The organism is Pantoea sp. PvP021 (assembly GCF_054056055.1).
In genome coordinates this window covers 118778-133707 of sequence record NZ_JBSRXX010000007.1, presented here as the reverse complement: position 1 = coordinate 133707, position 14930 = coordinate 118778, and the positions used below count along the sequence as shown (strand labels likewise).

The 14930-nt window shown below is 58.3% G+C and carries 12 protein-coding genes; 5 read left to right on the top strand and 7 right to left on the bottom strand.

What is annotated here, in order from left to right; genetic code table 11:
* Positions 1 to 159 precede the first annotated feature (159 nt).
* From ACVKSX_RS17730 to ACVKSX_RS17720, 3 genes are read left to right on the top strand one after another with little or no spacing between them, the layout of a single operon-like run.
* The gene (locus tag ACVKSX_RS17730) at positions 160 to 894 is read left to right on the top strand and encodes a gluconate 2-dehydrogenase subunit 3 family protein (protein WP_010672043.1); all 735 of its coding nucleotides are present in this window, start codon (positions 160 to 162) and stop codon (positions 892 to 894) included.
* A gap of 2 nt (positions 895 to 896) precedes the next feature.
* Positions 897 to 2681, top strand: a complete 1785-nt coding sequence (locus tag ACVKSX_RS17725) for a GMC family oxidoreductase (protein WP_154209810.1) — start codon at positions 897 to 899, stop codon at positions 2679 to 2681.
* A 10-nt stretch (positions 2682 to 2691) separates the two neighbouring features.
* Positions 2692 to 4002 (top strand): c-type cytochrome, encoded by a 1311-nt coding sequence (locus ACVKSX_RS17720; protein ID WP_208002544.1) that lies wholly within the window; start codon positions 2692 to 2694, stop codon positions 4000 to 4002.
* 46 nt (positions 4003 to 4048) lie between these two features.
* On the opposite strand, the gene ACVKSX_RS17715 is transcribed toward ACVKSX_RS17720, so the two are convergent.
* The 4 genes from ACVKSX_RS17715 to ACVKSX_RS17700 all read right to left on the bottom strand — a co-directional run bounded on the left by ACVKSX_RS17715 (position 4049) and on the right by ACVKSX_RS17700 (position 10072).
* The gene (locus tag ACVKSX_RS17715) at positions 4049 to 5458 is read right to left on the bottom strand and encodes an MFS transporter (protein ID WP_191921571.1); all 1410 of its coding nucleotides are present in this window, start codon (positions 5456 to 5458) and stop codon (positions 4049 to 4051) included.
* A gap of 182 nt (positions 5459 to 5640) precedes the next feature.
* Positions 5641 to 7158 carry a p-aminobenzoyl-glutamate transporter gene (gene abgT, locus ACVKSX_RS17710; protein WP_010252101.1) on the bottom strand — a complete coding sequence of 506 codons (1518 nt, stop codon included), beginning with the start codon at positions 7156 to 7158 and terminating at the stop codon, positions 5641 to 5643.
* A gap of 161 nt (positions 7159 to 7319) precedes the next feature.
* Positions 7320 to 8762, bottom strand: a complete 1443-nt coding sequence (locus tag ACVKSX_RS17705; RefSeq protein ID WP_354439271.1) for a M20 family metallopeptidase — start codon at positions 8760 to 8762, stop codon at positions 7320 to 7322.
* Positions 8759 to 10072, bottom strand: coding sequence for a M20 family metallo-hydrolase (locus ACVKSX_RS17700; RefSeq protein ID WP_346554397.1), 1314 nt, complete (start codon positions 10070 to 10072; stop codon positions 8759 to 8761). Before ACVKSX_RS17700 ends, ACVKSX_RS17705 begins: the two co-directional genes overlap by 4 nt.
* Positions 10073 to 10186: 114 nt before the next feature.
* Between ACVKSX_RS17700 and ACVKSX_RS17695 the strand changes: the two genes are divergently transcribed.
* Entirely contained in the window at positions 10187 to 11083 is an 897-nt protein-coding gene (locus ACVKSX_RS17695) for a LysR family transcriptional regulator (RefSeq protein ID WP_010252093.1), read from the top strand.
* A gap of 75 nt (positions 11084 to 11158) precedes the next feature.
* Positions 11159 to 11596, top strand: coding sequence for a VOC family metalloprotein YjdN (gene yjdN, locus ACVKSX_RS17690; RefSeq protein ID WP_010252091.1), 438 nt, complete (start codon positions 11159 to 11161; stop codon positions 11594 to 11596).
* A 96-nt stretch (positions 11597 to 11692) separates the two neighbouring features.
* Here yjdN and ACVKSX_RS17685 read toward each other — a convergent pair whose 3' ends face one another.
* The 3 genes from ACVKSX_RS17685 to ACVKSX_RS17675 all read right to left on the bottom strand — a co-directional run bounded on the left by ACVKSX_RS17685 (position 11693) and on the right by ACVKSX_RS17675 (position 14850).
* Entirely contained in the window at positions 11693 to 12559 is an 867-nt protein-coding gene (locus tag ACVKSX_RS17685; protein WP_010252090.1) for a nucleoside-specific channel-forming protein Tsx, read from the bottom strand.
* Between the two features lie 279 nt (positions 12560 to 12838).
* Positions 12839 to 14194 (bottom strand): sensor histidine kinase, encoded by a 1356-nt coding sequence (locus tag ACVKSX_RS17680; protein ID WP_010252088.1) that lies wholly within the window; start codon positions 14192 to 14194, stop codon positions 12839 to 12841.
* Positions 14191 to 14850 carry a response regulator gene (locus tag ACVKSX_RS17675; protein ID WP_010252086.1) on the bottom strand — a complete coding sequence of 220 codons (660 nt, stop codon included), beginning with the start codon at positions 14848 to 14850 and terminating at the stop codon, positions 14191 to 14193. The genes ACVKSX_RS17680 and ACVKSX_RS17675 overlap by 4 nt, the downstream gene beginning before the upstream one ends.
* Positions 14851 to 14930: the final 80 nt, after the last annotated feature.

The window sequence follows — 14930 nt, the reverse complement described above, 5'->3', positions numbered from 1 at the left end:
GTTTCCTGGAACTAAATCTTTGTGAATGGCAGTGTTACAATAGGTTGTTTGTTACCGGTAACAAACAGGCTCCTGGCCTGTATCTGCTGATAAAAACCATTACAACGCAACCACCTATTTTTTTCATACCGCCGGTCAGCGCGGGAATGAGGCAATGTCATGTCAGAACAAAAAAAGGGTCATTCACGCAGGGATTTTTTGCTGAAGACAATCACCCTGGCGCCTGCAATGGCGGTAGGTTCCACAGCGATGGGTGCACTCTCCCTGCCGCTGGCCACACAGGCGGCTGAAACCCCGGCCACGCCACAGCAGGCGCGCGACTACCAGCCGAACTGGTTCACCGCCGAAGAGTTTGCTTTTATTACCGCCGCCGTGGCACGGCTTATCCCCAGCGATGAACGCGGGCCTGGTGCGCTGGAAGCGGGCGTGCCTGAGTTTATCGATCGTCAGATGAATACGCCGTATGCCACGGGGTCGAACTGGTATATGCAGGGGCCGTTTAACCCCGACCTGCCGAAAGAGCTGGGCTATCAGCTGCCGCTGGTGCCACAGCAGATCTACCGCCTCGGTCTGGCCGATGCCGATAATTACAGCAAAAAGCAGCACGGCAAGGTGTTCGCCCAGCTCAGTGGCGAGCAGCAGGATGCCTTACTGCAGGCGATGGAAAATGGCAGTGCTGAATTCAGCCAGCTGCCAGCAAAAGTCTTCTTTAGCTTCCTGTTGCAGAATACCCGCGAAGGCTTCTTCAGCGATCCTATACACGGCGGGAATCAGGGCATGGTCGGCTGGAAGCTGATTAACTTCCCTGGCGCACGCGCCGACTTTATGGACTGGGTAGAGCGCGGCGAACGTTATCCGTTCCCGTCAGTGTCGATTCGCGGGGAGAGAAGCTAAGCATGGCAAACGAAATGAAAAAAGTGGATGCGGTGATTGTCGGCTTCGGCTGGGCGGGTGCCATTATGGCGAAAGAGCTGACCGAAGCGGGCCTGAACGTGCTGGCGCTGGAGCGCGGACCGCATCGTGATACCTATCCTGATGGCTCCTATCCGCAGTCCATTGATGAGCTGACCTATAACGTCCGCAAAAAGCTTTTCCAGGATCTCTCCAAAAGCACCGTGACCATTCGTCATGATGCGTCGCAGACCGCAGTGCCCTATCGTCAGCTGGCGGCATTTCTGCCCGGCACCGGTACCGGTGGCGCGGGTCTTCACTGGTCCGGCGTCCATTTCCGTGTCGATCCGGTTGAGTTGCGGATGCGCAGCCATTACGAAGAGCGCTACGGCAAGAACTTCATTCCGGAAGGCATGACGATTCAGGATTTTGGCGTCAGCTACGATGAGCTGGAGCCGTTCTTCGACAAAGCGGAAAAAGTTTTTGGCACCTCAGGCAGCGCCTGGAGTATCAAAGGCAAAGTGGTCGGCAAAGATACAGGCGGCAACCCGTTTGCACCCGATCGCTCAGATAACTTCCCGCTGCCCGCGCAGAAGCGCACTTACTCGGCGCAGCTGTTTGCTCAGGCGGCAGAGTCGGTCGGCTATCACCCTTACGATCTGCCGTCCGCCAATACCTCGGGTCCGTATACCAACACCTACGGCGCACAGATGGGGCCGTGCAACTTCTGCGGTTATTGCAGCGGCTACGCCTGCTACATGTATTCCAAGGCGTCGCCTAACGTCAATATCCTGCCTGCGCTGCGTCAGGAGCCGAAGTTTGAGCTGCGCAATAACTCTTATGTGCTGCGGGTCAATCTCAGCGATGACAAAACGCGTGCGACCGGCGTGACCTATGTGGATGGGCAGGGCCGCGAGCAGGTTCAGCCCGCTGACCTGGTGATCCTCTCCGCCTTCCAGTTCCACAATGTTCACCTGATGCTGCTGTCGGGCATCGGCAAACCCTACAACCCGATTACCAACGAAGGGACCGTAGGCCGCAACTTCGCCTATCAGAACCTCTCTACGCTGAAGGCGCTGTTTGATAAGAACACCACCACTAATCCGTTTATCGGTGCGGGTGGCGCAGGCGTTGCGGTTGATGATTTCAACGCGGATAACTTCGACCATGGGCCGCTGGGCTTTGTTGGTGGTTCGCCATTCTGGGTTAACCAGGCGGGCACCAAACCGATCTCCGGCCTGCCGGTGCCGGCGGGTACGCCCAACTGGGGCAGCAAATGGAAAGCGGCGGTGGCGGATACCTACACCCATCATCTGTCGATGGATGCGCACGGCGCCCACCAGTCTTATCGCGCCAACTACCTTGATCTCGATCCCAACTACAAAGATGCCTATGGACAGCCGCTGCTGCGCATGACCTTTGACTGGCAGGAGAACGACATCAAAATGGCGCAGTTCATGGTCGGCAAGATGCGCAATATCGCGGAAGCGATGAATCCGAAGATGATCATCGGCGGCGCGAAAAAGCCTGGCACCCATTTCGACTCCACGGTTTATCAGACTACCCACATCAGTGGCGGGGCGATCATGGGCGACGATCCAAAAACCAGTGCGGTTAACCGTTATCTGCAAAGCTGGGATGTGCCGAATGTGTTTGTACCGGGCGCATCGGCTTTCCCGCAGGGACTGGGCTACAACCCGACCGGCATGGTGGCGGCGCTGACCTACTGGTCAGCTAAAGCGATTCGCGAACACTACCTGAAAAACCCAGGCCCACTGGTGCAGGCATAAGGACATGGCGATGAAAAATGGCATTCTGGCTCTGATTCTTGGCTCCCTGACGTTCGCCGCCCTGGCGGAGAGCAGCCAGGACGATCTGGTTAAACGGGGTGAGTATCTGGCGCGAGCCGGTGACTGTGTGGCCTGCCACACCAGCAAAGGCGGCGCGGCCTTTGCCGGTGGGCTGCCGATGGCAACACCGATTGGCACCATCTACTCCACCAACATTACGCCCGATCCCGCGACTGGCATTGGCGAATACAGCTACGACGACTTCCAGAAAGCGGTGCGTCAGGGCGTGGCGAAAAATGGCGATACGCTCTATCCGGCGATGCCATATCCCTCTTATGCAGTGGTCAGCGATGAAGACATGAAGGCGCTTTACGCCTACTTCATGCATGGCGTCGCGCCGGTCGGGCAGCCAAACCGGGAGAGCGACATTCCCTGGCCGCTGTCGATGCGCTGGCCGCTGGCGATCTGGCGCGGAATTTTTGCGCCCGACGTGAAAGCGTTCCAGCCTGCAGCCCAGGAAGATCCGGTGCTGGCACGTGGTCGCTATCTGGTAGAAGGACTGGGTCACTGCGGGGCCTGTCACACGCCGCGCAGCATCACGATGCAGGAGAAGGCGCTGACCAACAATGAGGGCAGCGACTATCTGGCGGGCAGCAGCGCACCGATTGATGGCTGGACCGCCAGCAATCTGCGTGGCGACAACCGTGATGGACTGGGTCGCTGGAGCGAAGAGGACCTGCGTCAGTTCCTGCGTTATGGCCGCAACGATCAGACCGCAGCTTTTGGTGGCATGACCGACGTGGTGGAACACAGCCTGCAGCACCTGAGCGCGTCCGATATCACGGCGATTGCGCGCTATCTGAAGTCGCTGGGCGCGAAAGATCCGCATCAGGCAGCCTTCAGCGTCGATGACGCCACCGCCAAAGCATTGTGGAAAGGTGACGACAGTGCGACGGGGGCAGCCACCTACGTCGACAGCTGTGCGGCGTGCCATAAAACCGATGGCAGCGGCTATAAACGTTTCTATCCGGCGCTGCGCGGTAATCCGGTAGTACTGGCGGACGATCCGACCTCACTGATTCATATCGTGCTGGTGGGCGGACAGTTGCCTGGCGTTAATGGCGCGCCGTCGACGATTACCATGCCAGCATTTGGCTGGCGTCTTGACGATCAGCAGGTGGCGGACGTGGTCAACTTCGTGCGTAACAGCTGGGGCAACAAGGCGTCGGAGCCGGTCAGCGCGAAACAGGTCGCTGAGCTGCGTAAAGATGAGAAAGATCGGCTGGGCAGTGCAGATATCCGGGTACTGGAAGGCAAATAATCGGCAGTAAAAAAGGCCGTCATCATCAGGATGACGGCCTTTTCTTTTAGATATTCTCCAGATCGATACCGCGCGTTTTCGGCCCATAAATCCCTACCGACAGCATCACCATCACCATGCTCAGCACGATAAAGGTAATCACGCCTGGCGTACCGGCATACTGCAGGATCACCCCAATCAAAATACTGCTGAATACCGTAGAGAGACGGCTGAAGGAGTAGCAGAAGCCGACCGCCCGCGCACGAATATGGGTCGGGAAAATCTCGGTCTGATAGGCGTGGAAGCTGAAGGTCAGCCAGGCGTTGGACCAGGTGATCAGGAAGCCGCAGAGAATCAGCAATACCGGCTGCGTCTGGAAGGCGAACAACGTGCCGAACACCACCGTCATCAGCGACGAAAGGACAATCTGCCACTTATTTTCCAGCTTATCGGCGTAGCGGCTACAGATCAGCGATCCCAGCGGATAGGCCAGCGTGATGAAGAAGGCATAAAGCAAACTGTGCGTCACCGTGGCACCGCGGCCTGACAGCAGCGCAGGCAGCCAGTTACCAAAGCCGAAAAAGCCGATCGCCTGGAAAAAATTCATCACCACCAGCATCAGGGTGCGCTTGCGGTAAGAGGGTGACCAGATCTCGCTGAAGCGCCCCCGTTTTGGCAGCTGCGCCGCGGCGTCGTCGGCTGAAAAAGCGGGTCCTGCCGGGATGCCGCAGCGTTGCTCCATCGTGGACAACACCTGATGCGCCTCCTGATGACGACCCTGCTGCGCCAGCCAGCGCGCCGACTCCGGCAGGTTCCTGCGCACCAGCCAGATCACCAGCGAGCAGACCGCGCCCGCAATGACCACCCAGCGCCAGCCTTCAAGGCTGAACAGCGTTTGCGGAATCAGCCACCACGACATCAGCGCCACGGCCGGCACCGATAAAAACTGCACGAAAAAGGAGAAGGCAAAGGCGCGGCTGCGCAGATGGGTCGGCACCCATTCCGACAGATAGGTGTCGATGGTCACCAGCTCGACGCCCAGCCCGATCCCCACCAGAAAGCGGAACAGAATAATCATCTCCGCGCTCTGCTGGAACGCCATCAGCAGCGAAAACAGCCCGTACCACAGCAGCGCACACATAAAGGTGAGACGGCGACCAAAGCGGTCAGCGTAGGGCGCCAGCAGGCTGGCACCGAAAAACAGACCGAGAAAAGTGGCCGAGGCGAAGGCCGCCTGATCGGAGAAGCCCAGCACGCCTGCCGCACCCGTGTGAAATACGCCCGCCGACAGCAGGCCGGTACTGATATAGCCGGTTTCAAACAGGTCATAAAGCTCAAAAAAGCCGCCCAGCGCCAGCAGCGTTATAAAGCGCCACAATCCGGCGGAGGAGGGCAGCGCATCAACCCGAGCGGCTAAGCTGTTACGGGCCGCCGATGAAGCGTGCATCGGCGGCAGGCTGGTGGAGGAGGTGGTCATGTCAGCGTGAACCTCAGGCAGTGTGGAGACGACTCGCAGCCGGTCGGAGGCTTATTAAAATAGTTAACCGTTAGCAAGCGAAGAAATAGCAGAATAGTCAATTCATCCGCCGTTGCCGAGAGGGTCGTTGCTGACTATTTAGCAACGTACGTTGCAGGTTTTGCCATCCGTGGCACTGTGCTTTACGGCAGTTTCGGCCAGACGCCTGGCCCGATCGGCAGACCCAGCAGATACCACACCAGCAGCAGCGCTATCCAGCTGATAAAGAACACCAGCGGATAGGGGAAGATCAGCACGTAATAGGTGCCGAGCTGCGCATCTTTCTGGTAACGCTGCAAAAAGGCGAGAAACAGCGGCAGAAACGGCGACATCGGTGCCAGCGGCAGCACGGCGGAGTCGGCGATGCGGAAAATCATCTGGGCAAAGGCGGGATGGAAGCCGAGCAGCATAAACATCGGCACAAAGACCGGCGCCAGAATCGACCAGATGGCTGAACCGCTGGCGATAAACATGCAGAGAAACGCCGACAGGAACATCAGGCCGAGAAAAGCGGGCGCGCCGCTGACGCCTGCGCTCTCCAGCACATCAGTCAGCCCGATCGCCATGAATTTGCCCATGTTGCTCCAGTTGAAGAACGCCACGAACTGCGACAGCGGAAACACCATCACGATAAAACCCGCCATGCCCTTCATCGGATCGACCAGCAGCTGCGGGATATCATCCGGACGGCGGATCTGTCGGGTGACCACGCCATAAGCAATCGCCACCACAAAGAAAAACAGAATGATGATTGGCACAATGCCCTGAATAAAAGGCGAGGGAATAATGGCGCCGGTGGCGGGATTGCGCAGCGGTGCATTTTCCGGCACCACCAGCAGCGCCATCAGGGCGATAAACAGCAGCGCGGCGATCCCGGCAGCCCGCAGACCGCGGTTTTCAAGCGGCGTCAGCGCCGCCAGCTTCTCGCCGTTGCCCTGCCACTTTGGCAGTCGCGGCTCGACAAATTTATCGGTCAGCAGCGCGCCCACAATCGTCAGCACAATCACCGACGTGGCCATAAAGAACCAGTTATCGATGACGCTGACATGCACCGTGTCGCTGACCGCTTTAGCCGCTTCAGTGCTGATGCCCGAGAGCAGCACATCGGTGGTGACAATCAGCAGGTTGGCGGTAAAGCCGGAGGCCACACCGGCAATGGCGGCCAGCAGGCCCGCCACCGGATGACGGCCCACCGCCAGAAAGATAAGTGCGCCCAGCGGCGGCATCACTACCAGCGCGGCATCCGAGGAGATATGGCTGAAAAAGGCGATAAACAGCACCATGTAGCTGGCATAACGGCGGCTGACGCGTGACGCCATCTTCACCATCAGCGACTGGAGCAGGCCGACCTTTTCCGCCAGTCCGGCACCAATCACCAGCGCCAGAATCGATCCCAGCGGGGTAAAGCTGCTGAAATTTTTGATGATATTTGGCAGGATCCACTGAATGCCTGCGACGCTCAGCAGGTTATTCACCCGCACGATTTCGCCGTTGCTCGGGTTCTTCACCGCCAGATCCAGCGCGCTGATAATGGCGGTCGCCACCATCAGCACCACGATCAGATAGACAAACAGTAAAAACGGGTTGGGGACTTTATTCCCCACGCGCTCGATCCAGCTGAAGAGCCGGCCAGGACTGCGGTTCTCGGATGTTGCTTCCATGGTATTGGTTCTCGTCTTGTGTCCCTTTTATCGGCGGTAGCAAGGCCTGACGCCGGTCGCGTTGTGCGACAGGCGGTGAGTTCAGTTCCGGCACCGCTGAATCGGGGAAGTGTTTGCAATATTTTTTTATAGTGGTCCGCGTCAGAGACACGGCCGTTGGCTCATTCGGCCAGTTTTGTTGGTGTGATCCCCGCCGGGATCGGGCAGTGATAGGGCTGCGTGGCGCGTAGCCGATCAAACTCGGCCCGGCAGCCAGCCAGCGCCTGCTGATCCGTTAACAGCGTTAGCACCGTGGCCGCCATCACTTTGCCCGCCAGAAACATCCCCTTATGCCCGATACTGGTGCGGCCCTGCGCCACCAGTTGCCAGGTGTGCAGCGGCGTGCCGAAGGTAAAACAGGGCGCAAAACACTGTGCAGTCGGCGTCACCCAGCTGACATCGCCGACGTCGGTGGAGCCATAAAGCAGATCACGTGTGACCGCATAGGGCGCGACCTCATCCATAAACAGCTTGTCACCCAGTTGTTCAGCCCAGGCGTGACCGGCTTCACCACCGGTTCGGGCGGCATTGAGCCGGGCATTGCGCAGATCGTCATCAGTGAGCGTGGCACGCAGTTCAGCCGCAAACGCGCGTTCTTCGTCGCTGTAGTCGGGCAAACCAAACTGATGCAAATAACGCTCCATGACCGCTTCCAGCGCGCGATTCGGGACGTAATCCGAGCAGGCTTTGTCAAAACGTACGGTCAGCCTGGTGTCGGTCATCAGTGCTGCACCCCTGGCGATATTGATCACCCGTTCATAAATCGCCTGCGCCTGTGGCAGTTCCGGGGCGCGGATCAGGTAGAGCACCTCCGCATCCGCCTGCACCACGTTTGGCGATACACCGCCGCTGTTGGTGATGGCGTAGTGCAGACGTGCCTCCTGAACAATATGCTCGCGCAGAAAGTTGGCCCCGGTATTCATCAGCGTGACGGCATCCAGGGCGCTTCGGCCCAGATGGGGAGAATTGGCCGCGTGCGCCGCAACCCCTTTGAAGCTGAACGCCGCCTGAATATTGGCGAGGGTGCGCAGATTGAACATGCCGCTGAACCCCTCCGGATGCCAGGTCACGGCGGCATCAACGTCGTCAAACAGCCCTTCGCGCACCATAAAAGTCTTGCCCGAACCGCCTTCTTCGCCAGGGCAGCCGTAAAAGCGAACCGTGCCACCCGTGTGATGCTGTTCCATCCAGGCTTTCACGGCGCAGGCCGCCGCAACACCTGCCGTGCCGAGCAGGTTGTGACCGCAGCCGTGTCCGTTGCCGTTGGCTTCCAGAGGTTGTGGCCGGGCGCAGCCCGCCTGCTGACTCAGGCCCGCCAGCGCATCGAACTCGCCAAGGATGGCAATCACCGGCTTGCCGCTGCCCGCACTGGCGATAAACGCTGTATCGATGCCACCCACGCCGCGTTCCACTCTGAATCCCTCTTCTGCCAGCGCATCAGAAAGCAGGGCTGACGAGCGGGTTTCAGCAAAGCGGGTCTCCGGTGTGTCCCAGATGGCGTCACTGAGCGTGCTGAAACGAAGCTGATGACGAGCGATATAGTCGGCAATAAAGTCTTCCATCATCGTGAGCCCCCATACTGCGCCTGGTTCAGCGCCAGCGTCGCCAGCAGCGTGATGGCGTCCGGCATCACCCGCTCATCAAAGTCGAATTTCGCATTGTGGTGACCTGCCGCCAGCTCACAGCCAAAAATGACGTAAGAGGCCTGACCGCCGCGCTGCTTTACCCGTTCCATCATGTAGGTCGCATCTTCCGAACCCGCCGCCTGCGCTTTACGATCGACCACGGAGTTGAAGATACCGAGCGCGTCCGCCTGCTGATGGATGAAATCAACCCATGGCTGCGTCGGGGTACAGCTGCGCGCGGCCCCCATCAGCGAGACCTGCTGCTCAACGCCATACATCGCCGCCGCACCGGCAATCACCCGCAGCGCCTGCTGATAGATGTCGTCGTTGACCTGATTGGTCACGCCACGGGTTTCGACTTTCAGCAGGGCGCAGTCGGCTACCACGTTGCGGCCGGTTCCCGCCTGCAGCACGCCCACGTTGACCCGTGCCACGCCGCCGCTGTGCTGGGTTAAACCATGCAGCGCCAGCGTTGCCTGTGCGGCGGCCAGCAGGGCATTGCGCCCCTCTTCAGGACGACCGCCCGCATGGGCACCGACGCCGGTAAAGTGAACATCCAGCTTGGTAGTGGCGAGGAAGCTGTCGCTGCCGCACACCACTTCGCCTGCCGGCACGCCGGTGCCGATATGAATGGCGGTGAAGCGATCAACGTCATCGACCACGCCCGCCGCCACCATCGCTTTTGCGCCGCGCACACCCTCTTCGGCGGGCTGGAAGATCAGTTTAATCGTGCCGCTGAGCTGATCTTTCATCGCCATCAGCACCGAGGCGAGACCCAGCCCGATGGTGGTGTGGCCGTCATGTCCGCAGGCGTGCATCATGCCTGCGTTGCAGGAAGCGAACCCTTCACGCTGCGGCAGATGATCGTCAGCCTGGCTCTCGTTGAGATCCAGGGCATCCATATCGACGCGGAAGCCCATCACCGGGCCAGGAAGGCCGGTCTCAAGCGTTGCCACGATGCCGCAGAATCCGCCGGAGAAGTGGCTGATCCACTGCGGCAGCGCGCCCTGTTGCAGCGCGCGCGCTTCCTGCTGCTTCAGCACCGCCTCGTCGGGCAAGCCCATCCGCGCGTCGGCGTCGATGACCTCACGGCCCAGCTTCAGTTGATAACCGAGCTTATGCAGCTCTTCAGCGACGAAGGTGGCGGTGCGGAACTCCAGCCAGCCCGATTCGGCATAGTGATGGAAGTCGCGACGCCACTGTTGCAGCTGTGGCAGCCGGGCGCTGACGTGGTCTGAAAGGGGGTTCATCGGCTCTCTCCTCGTTGTTGATTTTTTATGCATTGCTCCGAATCTACACAATGGTATTGACCGGCATAAGATGCGAATATCTTGTGACTGATAAACAACGGTTATCGCAAAATTATGTCTGCCAATCTCAAGCTCCATCAGCTGCGCGCCTTCGTTGACGTGGCGCGACAGGGCAGTATCCGGGCGGCAAGCCGTCTTTCCGGGCTGTCACAACCGGCGTTAACCAAAGCGATTCAGGAACTGGAGCGCGAGCTGGGGGCAAAGCTGTTTATCCGCCGTCAGCAGGGCGTGGTGTTAACCGATATCGGTGATAACTTTTTTCGGCATGCCAGCCTGGTGCTGGCAGAACTGCGGGTCGCCGAAGAGGATATCCAGCAGCGGCTGGGACTGGGTGGCGGTCAGGTGAATATCGGCGTCGGTGGCAGCGTGGCGCGCACCATTATGCCGCAGGTGATTAACCAGTTTCATCGCGAATACCCGCTGGTGAAGGTGCGCATCGTCGAAGGCCAGCTGGTGTCGATGGTGCATGAACTGCGCCAGGGCGCGCTCGATTTCACCATTAATACCTACGATCAGAGCCATCTCGATCAGGAGCTGATGTATGAGCGGATGATGGAGCGCGAGTACAAGGTGGTGGTGCGCAAAGGCCATCCGCTGGAAAAGGCGCGTTCTCTGGCGGAGTTACAGCAGGCGGACTGGACGATGCCAACGCCTAAAGGCAGTTACTACCGCTTGTTGCACGATCTGTTTGGCGAGCGCGGCATGGCCCCGAAAATTGTGGTGACCTGTGAAACCTTTATGGCCTGCACCAGCCTGGTCGCGCAAAGCGATTTCATCAGTATTCTGTCGGTCGACGTCATTGACGACCCGATTCTGGGTCGGTCGCTGGTGGCGCTGACGCTCGACGAACCCCTGCCGAAAGCGATCTTCTATCTGATCCAGCGCAAAGACACGACGCTGACCCCAATGAGCAGTTATATGGCACAACTCTTTCGCCGTTATTGCCAGTAAAATCAGCGAGTAAAGTCGATCGTCTACACTGTTAAGGTACTGAAAAAAATCCACCCGACAAATATAGAGGTTACGATGCAAGTCAGTCCTTATCTGTTTCTCTATGGCCGTTGCGAAGAGGCTATCGACTTTTACCTGCAGGCGACCGGGGGAGAGTTGCTCTCTAAAATGAAATTCGGTGATATGCCGGATCAGGGTGAGCAGGTCGGCGATCAGTCTGCCGCGCCGCAGCCGCCAGAAAAGATCATGCATGCCCAGCTGCGTATTGGTGACGGTGAGCTGATGCTGAGCGATGGCAACACCGATCAGCCGCCAGCGTCTGAGCATGCCGGTTACGCGGTCAGTCTCTCAACTACCGATGTCGAAAAGGGTAAAGCCTGGTTTGAGAAACTGTCGGCAGGCGGTAAGGTGACAACTGAGTGGCAGGAGACGTTCTGGTCGAACGGATTCGCGATGTTCATTGATAAGTTCAACATTCCATGGCGCATCAACGTCGAGAAGCCGCAGGAATAATCGGGCCAGCCGGCGTCGTAATTTGCGGCGCCGTATTAATTAATGGCAACTGCCCGGATTAATGCGCGGCGGCGCTATTCAGGCCGCCGCACGTAATCAGAAGTTATAACCCGCCACCAGGTAGTAACCCCAGCCAGTCGATTTCACTTCAAACGGCCCGTTGCCGAAGTTCAGTTCCTGACCATCCGCCCACTGTCCGCCGTTGTGGAAGTAACGCGCCACCGCAGAGAAGTGCCAGTGATCGTAACCCAGTGACAGAATGTGACTGGAGGCGATTGAGTTGCTGGTGCGTGATGAACCGCCTTTATCGCGGAGATCGGAACCCCAGTCGAAGTTGGTGAAGCCCACATAGCCCAGATTACCGCCCCACAGCGTGGTGATTGGCACAAAGTATTTCACCTTGAAGCGATAGCCATCCCAGCTGTTTTCATTCGCCGCACCGTAGTTTTCCCACTGATATTTGGCGTAGACGTTCAGCGACAGGCCGACATCGCTGTGCGTATCGATATCGGTGCCCAGACCCATATACCAGGTGTTCTGGCGGCTATCGCTGTTGCGGCCCATGTCGTAGATGTAGTTGTTAGCGAAATACCACTCTTTGAACGGACCAAACGCCAGGCTGGTGCCGGTCAGTTTGTCGATAGAGAAGCGCGGCTCAATCTCCATAAACATCGGTGAACCGTGATCAAAAATGCCGTTGGCGTTGCTGTTGCCTGCGCCGAAGAAGTTGGTCAGGTCGAGGTAGCCATAAAAATCGAACCAGTCCTTTTTCGCAAACGCTTCATATTCCAGATAAACGTCGTTGTTAAACTGCGGTCCGAAACGGGTGTGGTAGCTGCCTACCACGTTAACGCTCTGATGCCACCAGTCGGAGACATACTGCGGATCGCTTTCAGCGGCCTGCGCAGCGCCACTCAATGAACATGCCAGCACGGCACCTGCTATCAACGTTTTAAATTTCATTATTATCAGCCACATGCTTTTGACCGCCGCACAGCAGACGCAGTCAGAGAGAAATCGGTCCCTTGATGGGAATGAGGGTTTCACAGCAAATAACAGCCAGTTCTTCAGCCCGCGTAGCGTGCCTGTAACAGATCGATAGAAAATAGATTTTGCTCACGTTTGTCAAAAAGTGTTGCATTACAATTCAGCTAAAATGTGATGCACTTCACAATAATGACCAGGATCGAACGGAACCAGGCAACCGTTTACGTTGTCTGGTTCGTGATCAAACGGGCGGGATCAGGGAAGGGTGACGCGAACCTGCAAACCACAAATGGCACCCTGTGGCGTCAGGCAATTGGAAAGGGCGACGTGAATCTGATGCTTCTGTGCGACGTTGCGCACAATGGATAATCCCAGTCCGCTGCCCTGGGCTTTAACGTCAGGCGAACGGGTAAAACGGTCAAACGCGCGTTCGATAAAGGATTCCGGCATGCCTGGCCCGTTATCGACAATATCGACCACTGTTTTACCTGCGACCCGATGCAGCAGCACATCGACCAGGCTGCCCTCCGGCGTGTGCAACATGGCGTTACCAATCAGATTGTCGAACAGGCTGCGCAGCTCGGAACGGCTGGCCTGCAGACGATACTGCGTGGAGCCATTAAAGCCGATATCGATGCCGCGTTTATCTGCCACTACCATCAGCTGCTCAATGCTCTCTTTCAGCAGATCGTCCAGTTCGATATGCTCGACGCTGGCGACCACGCTCTGGTCATCCTGACGCGAGACATTGAGTAACTGCGTGACCAGATGACGGGTGCGTGTGACGCCCGCTTCCAGCTGGCTGAACTGTCGGCTCGCTTCGCCTGGCTGGATGTGCTGACGCAGATTTTCCAGCTGCAAGGTCACCGCCGTTACCGGCGTGCGCAGCTCATGCGCCGCATCTTCCAGGAACTGACGCTGCGACGACCAGGCCTCACGCAGCTTACTCAGCAGCGAGTTGTAGGCGGCCACCAGCGGCAGGATCTCATCCGGCAAGCCTTCGGGTGAGACATTGTGCGGATGATGCGTCTCCTGCGCGGCAATCTGACGCGAAGCGACCTGCAGATCCCGGGTGATCTTGCGCACCACCAGCCAGATCACCAGCAGTGAAAGCGGCATCATCAGGATCAACGGAATGATCGCTGACAGCGCCCGCTTGACCATCAATGCCTTCATGTAGCTGAGGTTGTGCATCACCTGGATAGTTTTTATCTCGCTGCCAGGTAAGCCGGGCCGGGTATAGATGCGCCATTCGCAGTCGTCGCACTGACCCACATGCACGTCGCGATAGCCCCGTTGATTTTGCAGCGGAGCCTGCAGCTCCGGCCATGAGCTGGCCCGTAACTGACCCCGATCGTCCCACAGTTGCACCACAAAGGCGCTCTTCGCCTTGTCAGGCGCAATAAGCATCGGCATCAGGGCGGGCATCTGTTTATTAGTGGACCAGGCATCAGCGATTTTTGCCAGCTGATCGTCCTTCATGGTGCCGACCATATCGCCGTAGCAGCTGAAGAAATACCAGGTGACGCCGCCGATCATCAGCAGATGAATAATCAGCAGCGTAGAGAGTAATTTGTTGCGTAATGAACGCATAAAGGTGAAGGGTTTCATATTGCCGGTACCCGCCAGCCCAGCCCGCGCACGTTGCGGATCACGTCGTTATCCAGCTTGCGGCGCATCCCGTGGATCAGGACATCCACCGCGTTGCTGCTGACTTCATCGCCCCAGCCATAGATGCGATTTTCCAGCTGCTCGCGCGACAGAATAGCGCCTGGCCGCTCCAGCAGGGCGTAGAGCAGGGCATATTCGCGCGCCGTAAGCTGCTCGCGCTGTCCTTTGTAGAGCACTTCGCGGGTCATCATATCCAGCTGCACATCGCCGCTGCCCAGCACTGAGTCTGCTGCGCCGTGGCTGCGTCGGGTAATCGCGCGCATCCGGGCCATGACTTCCTGTAAATCGAACGGTTTAAGCAGGTAGTCGTCAGCGCCGCTGTCGAGTCCCTGAATCCGCTGCGCCACCGTGTCGCGTGCGGTAAGAATCAGCACCGGCGTGGCGTCGCCACGCCCGCGCGCCCGGCGCAGTACCTGCAGGCCATCATCGCGCGGTAAGCCGAGATCGAGCAGCACGCAGCTGTAGCCGCCTTCGCTCCAGGCATTCTGGGCATAGATGCCATCACGCACCCAGTCCACCGACCAGCCCGCCCCCTCCAATGCCTGCTGCAGGTTCGCGCCGATCATTTCATCATCTTCAACCAGTAACACGCGCATGGCTGATCTCCTTCAGAAAGATGAGGGGAGTTTACTCACCAATTGTTAGGCCAGAATTATCCGCCGTCATACTTCGCGCT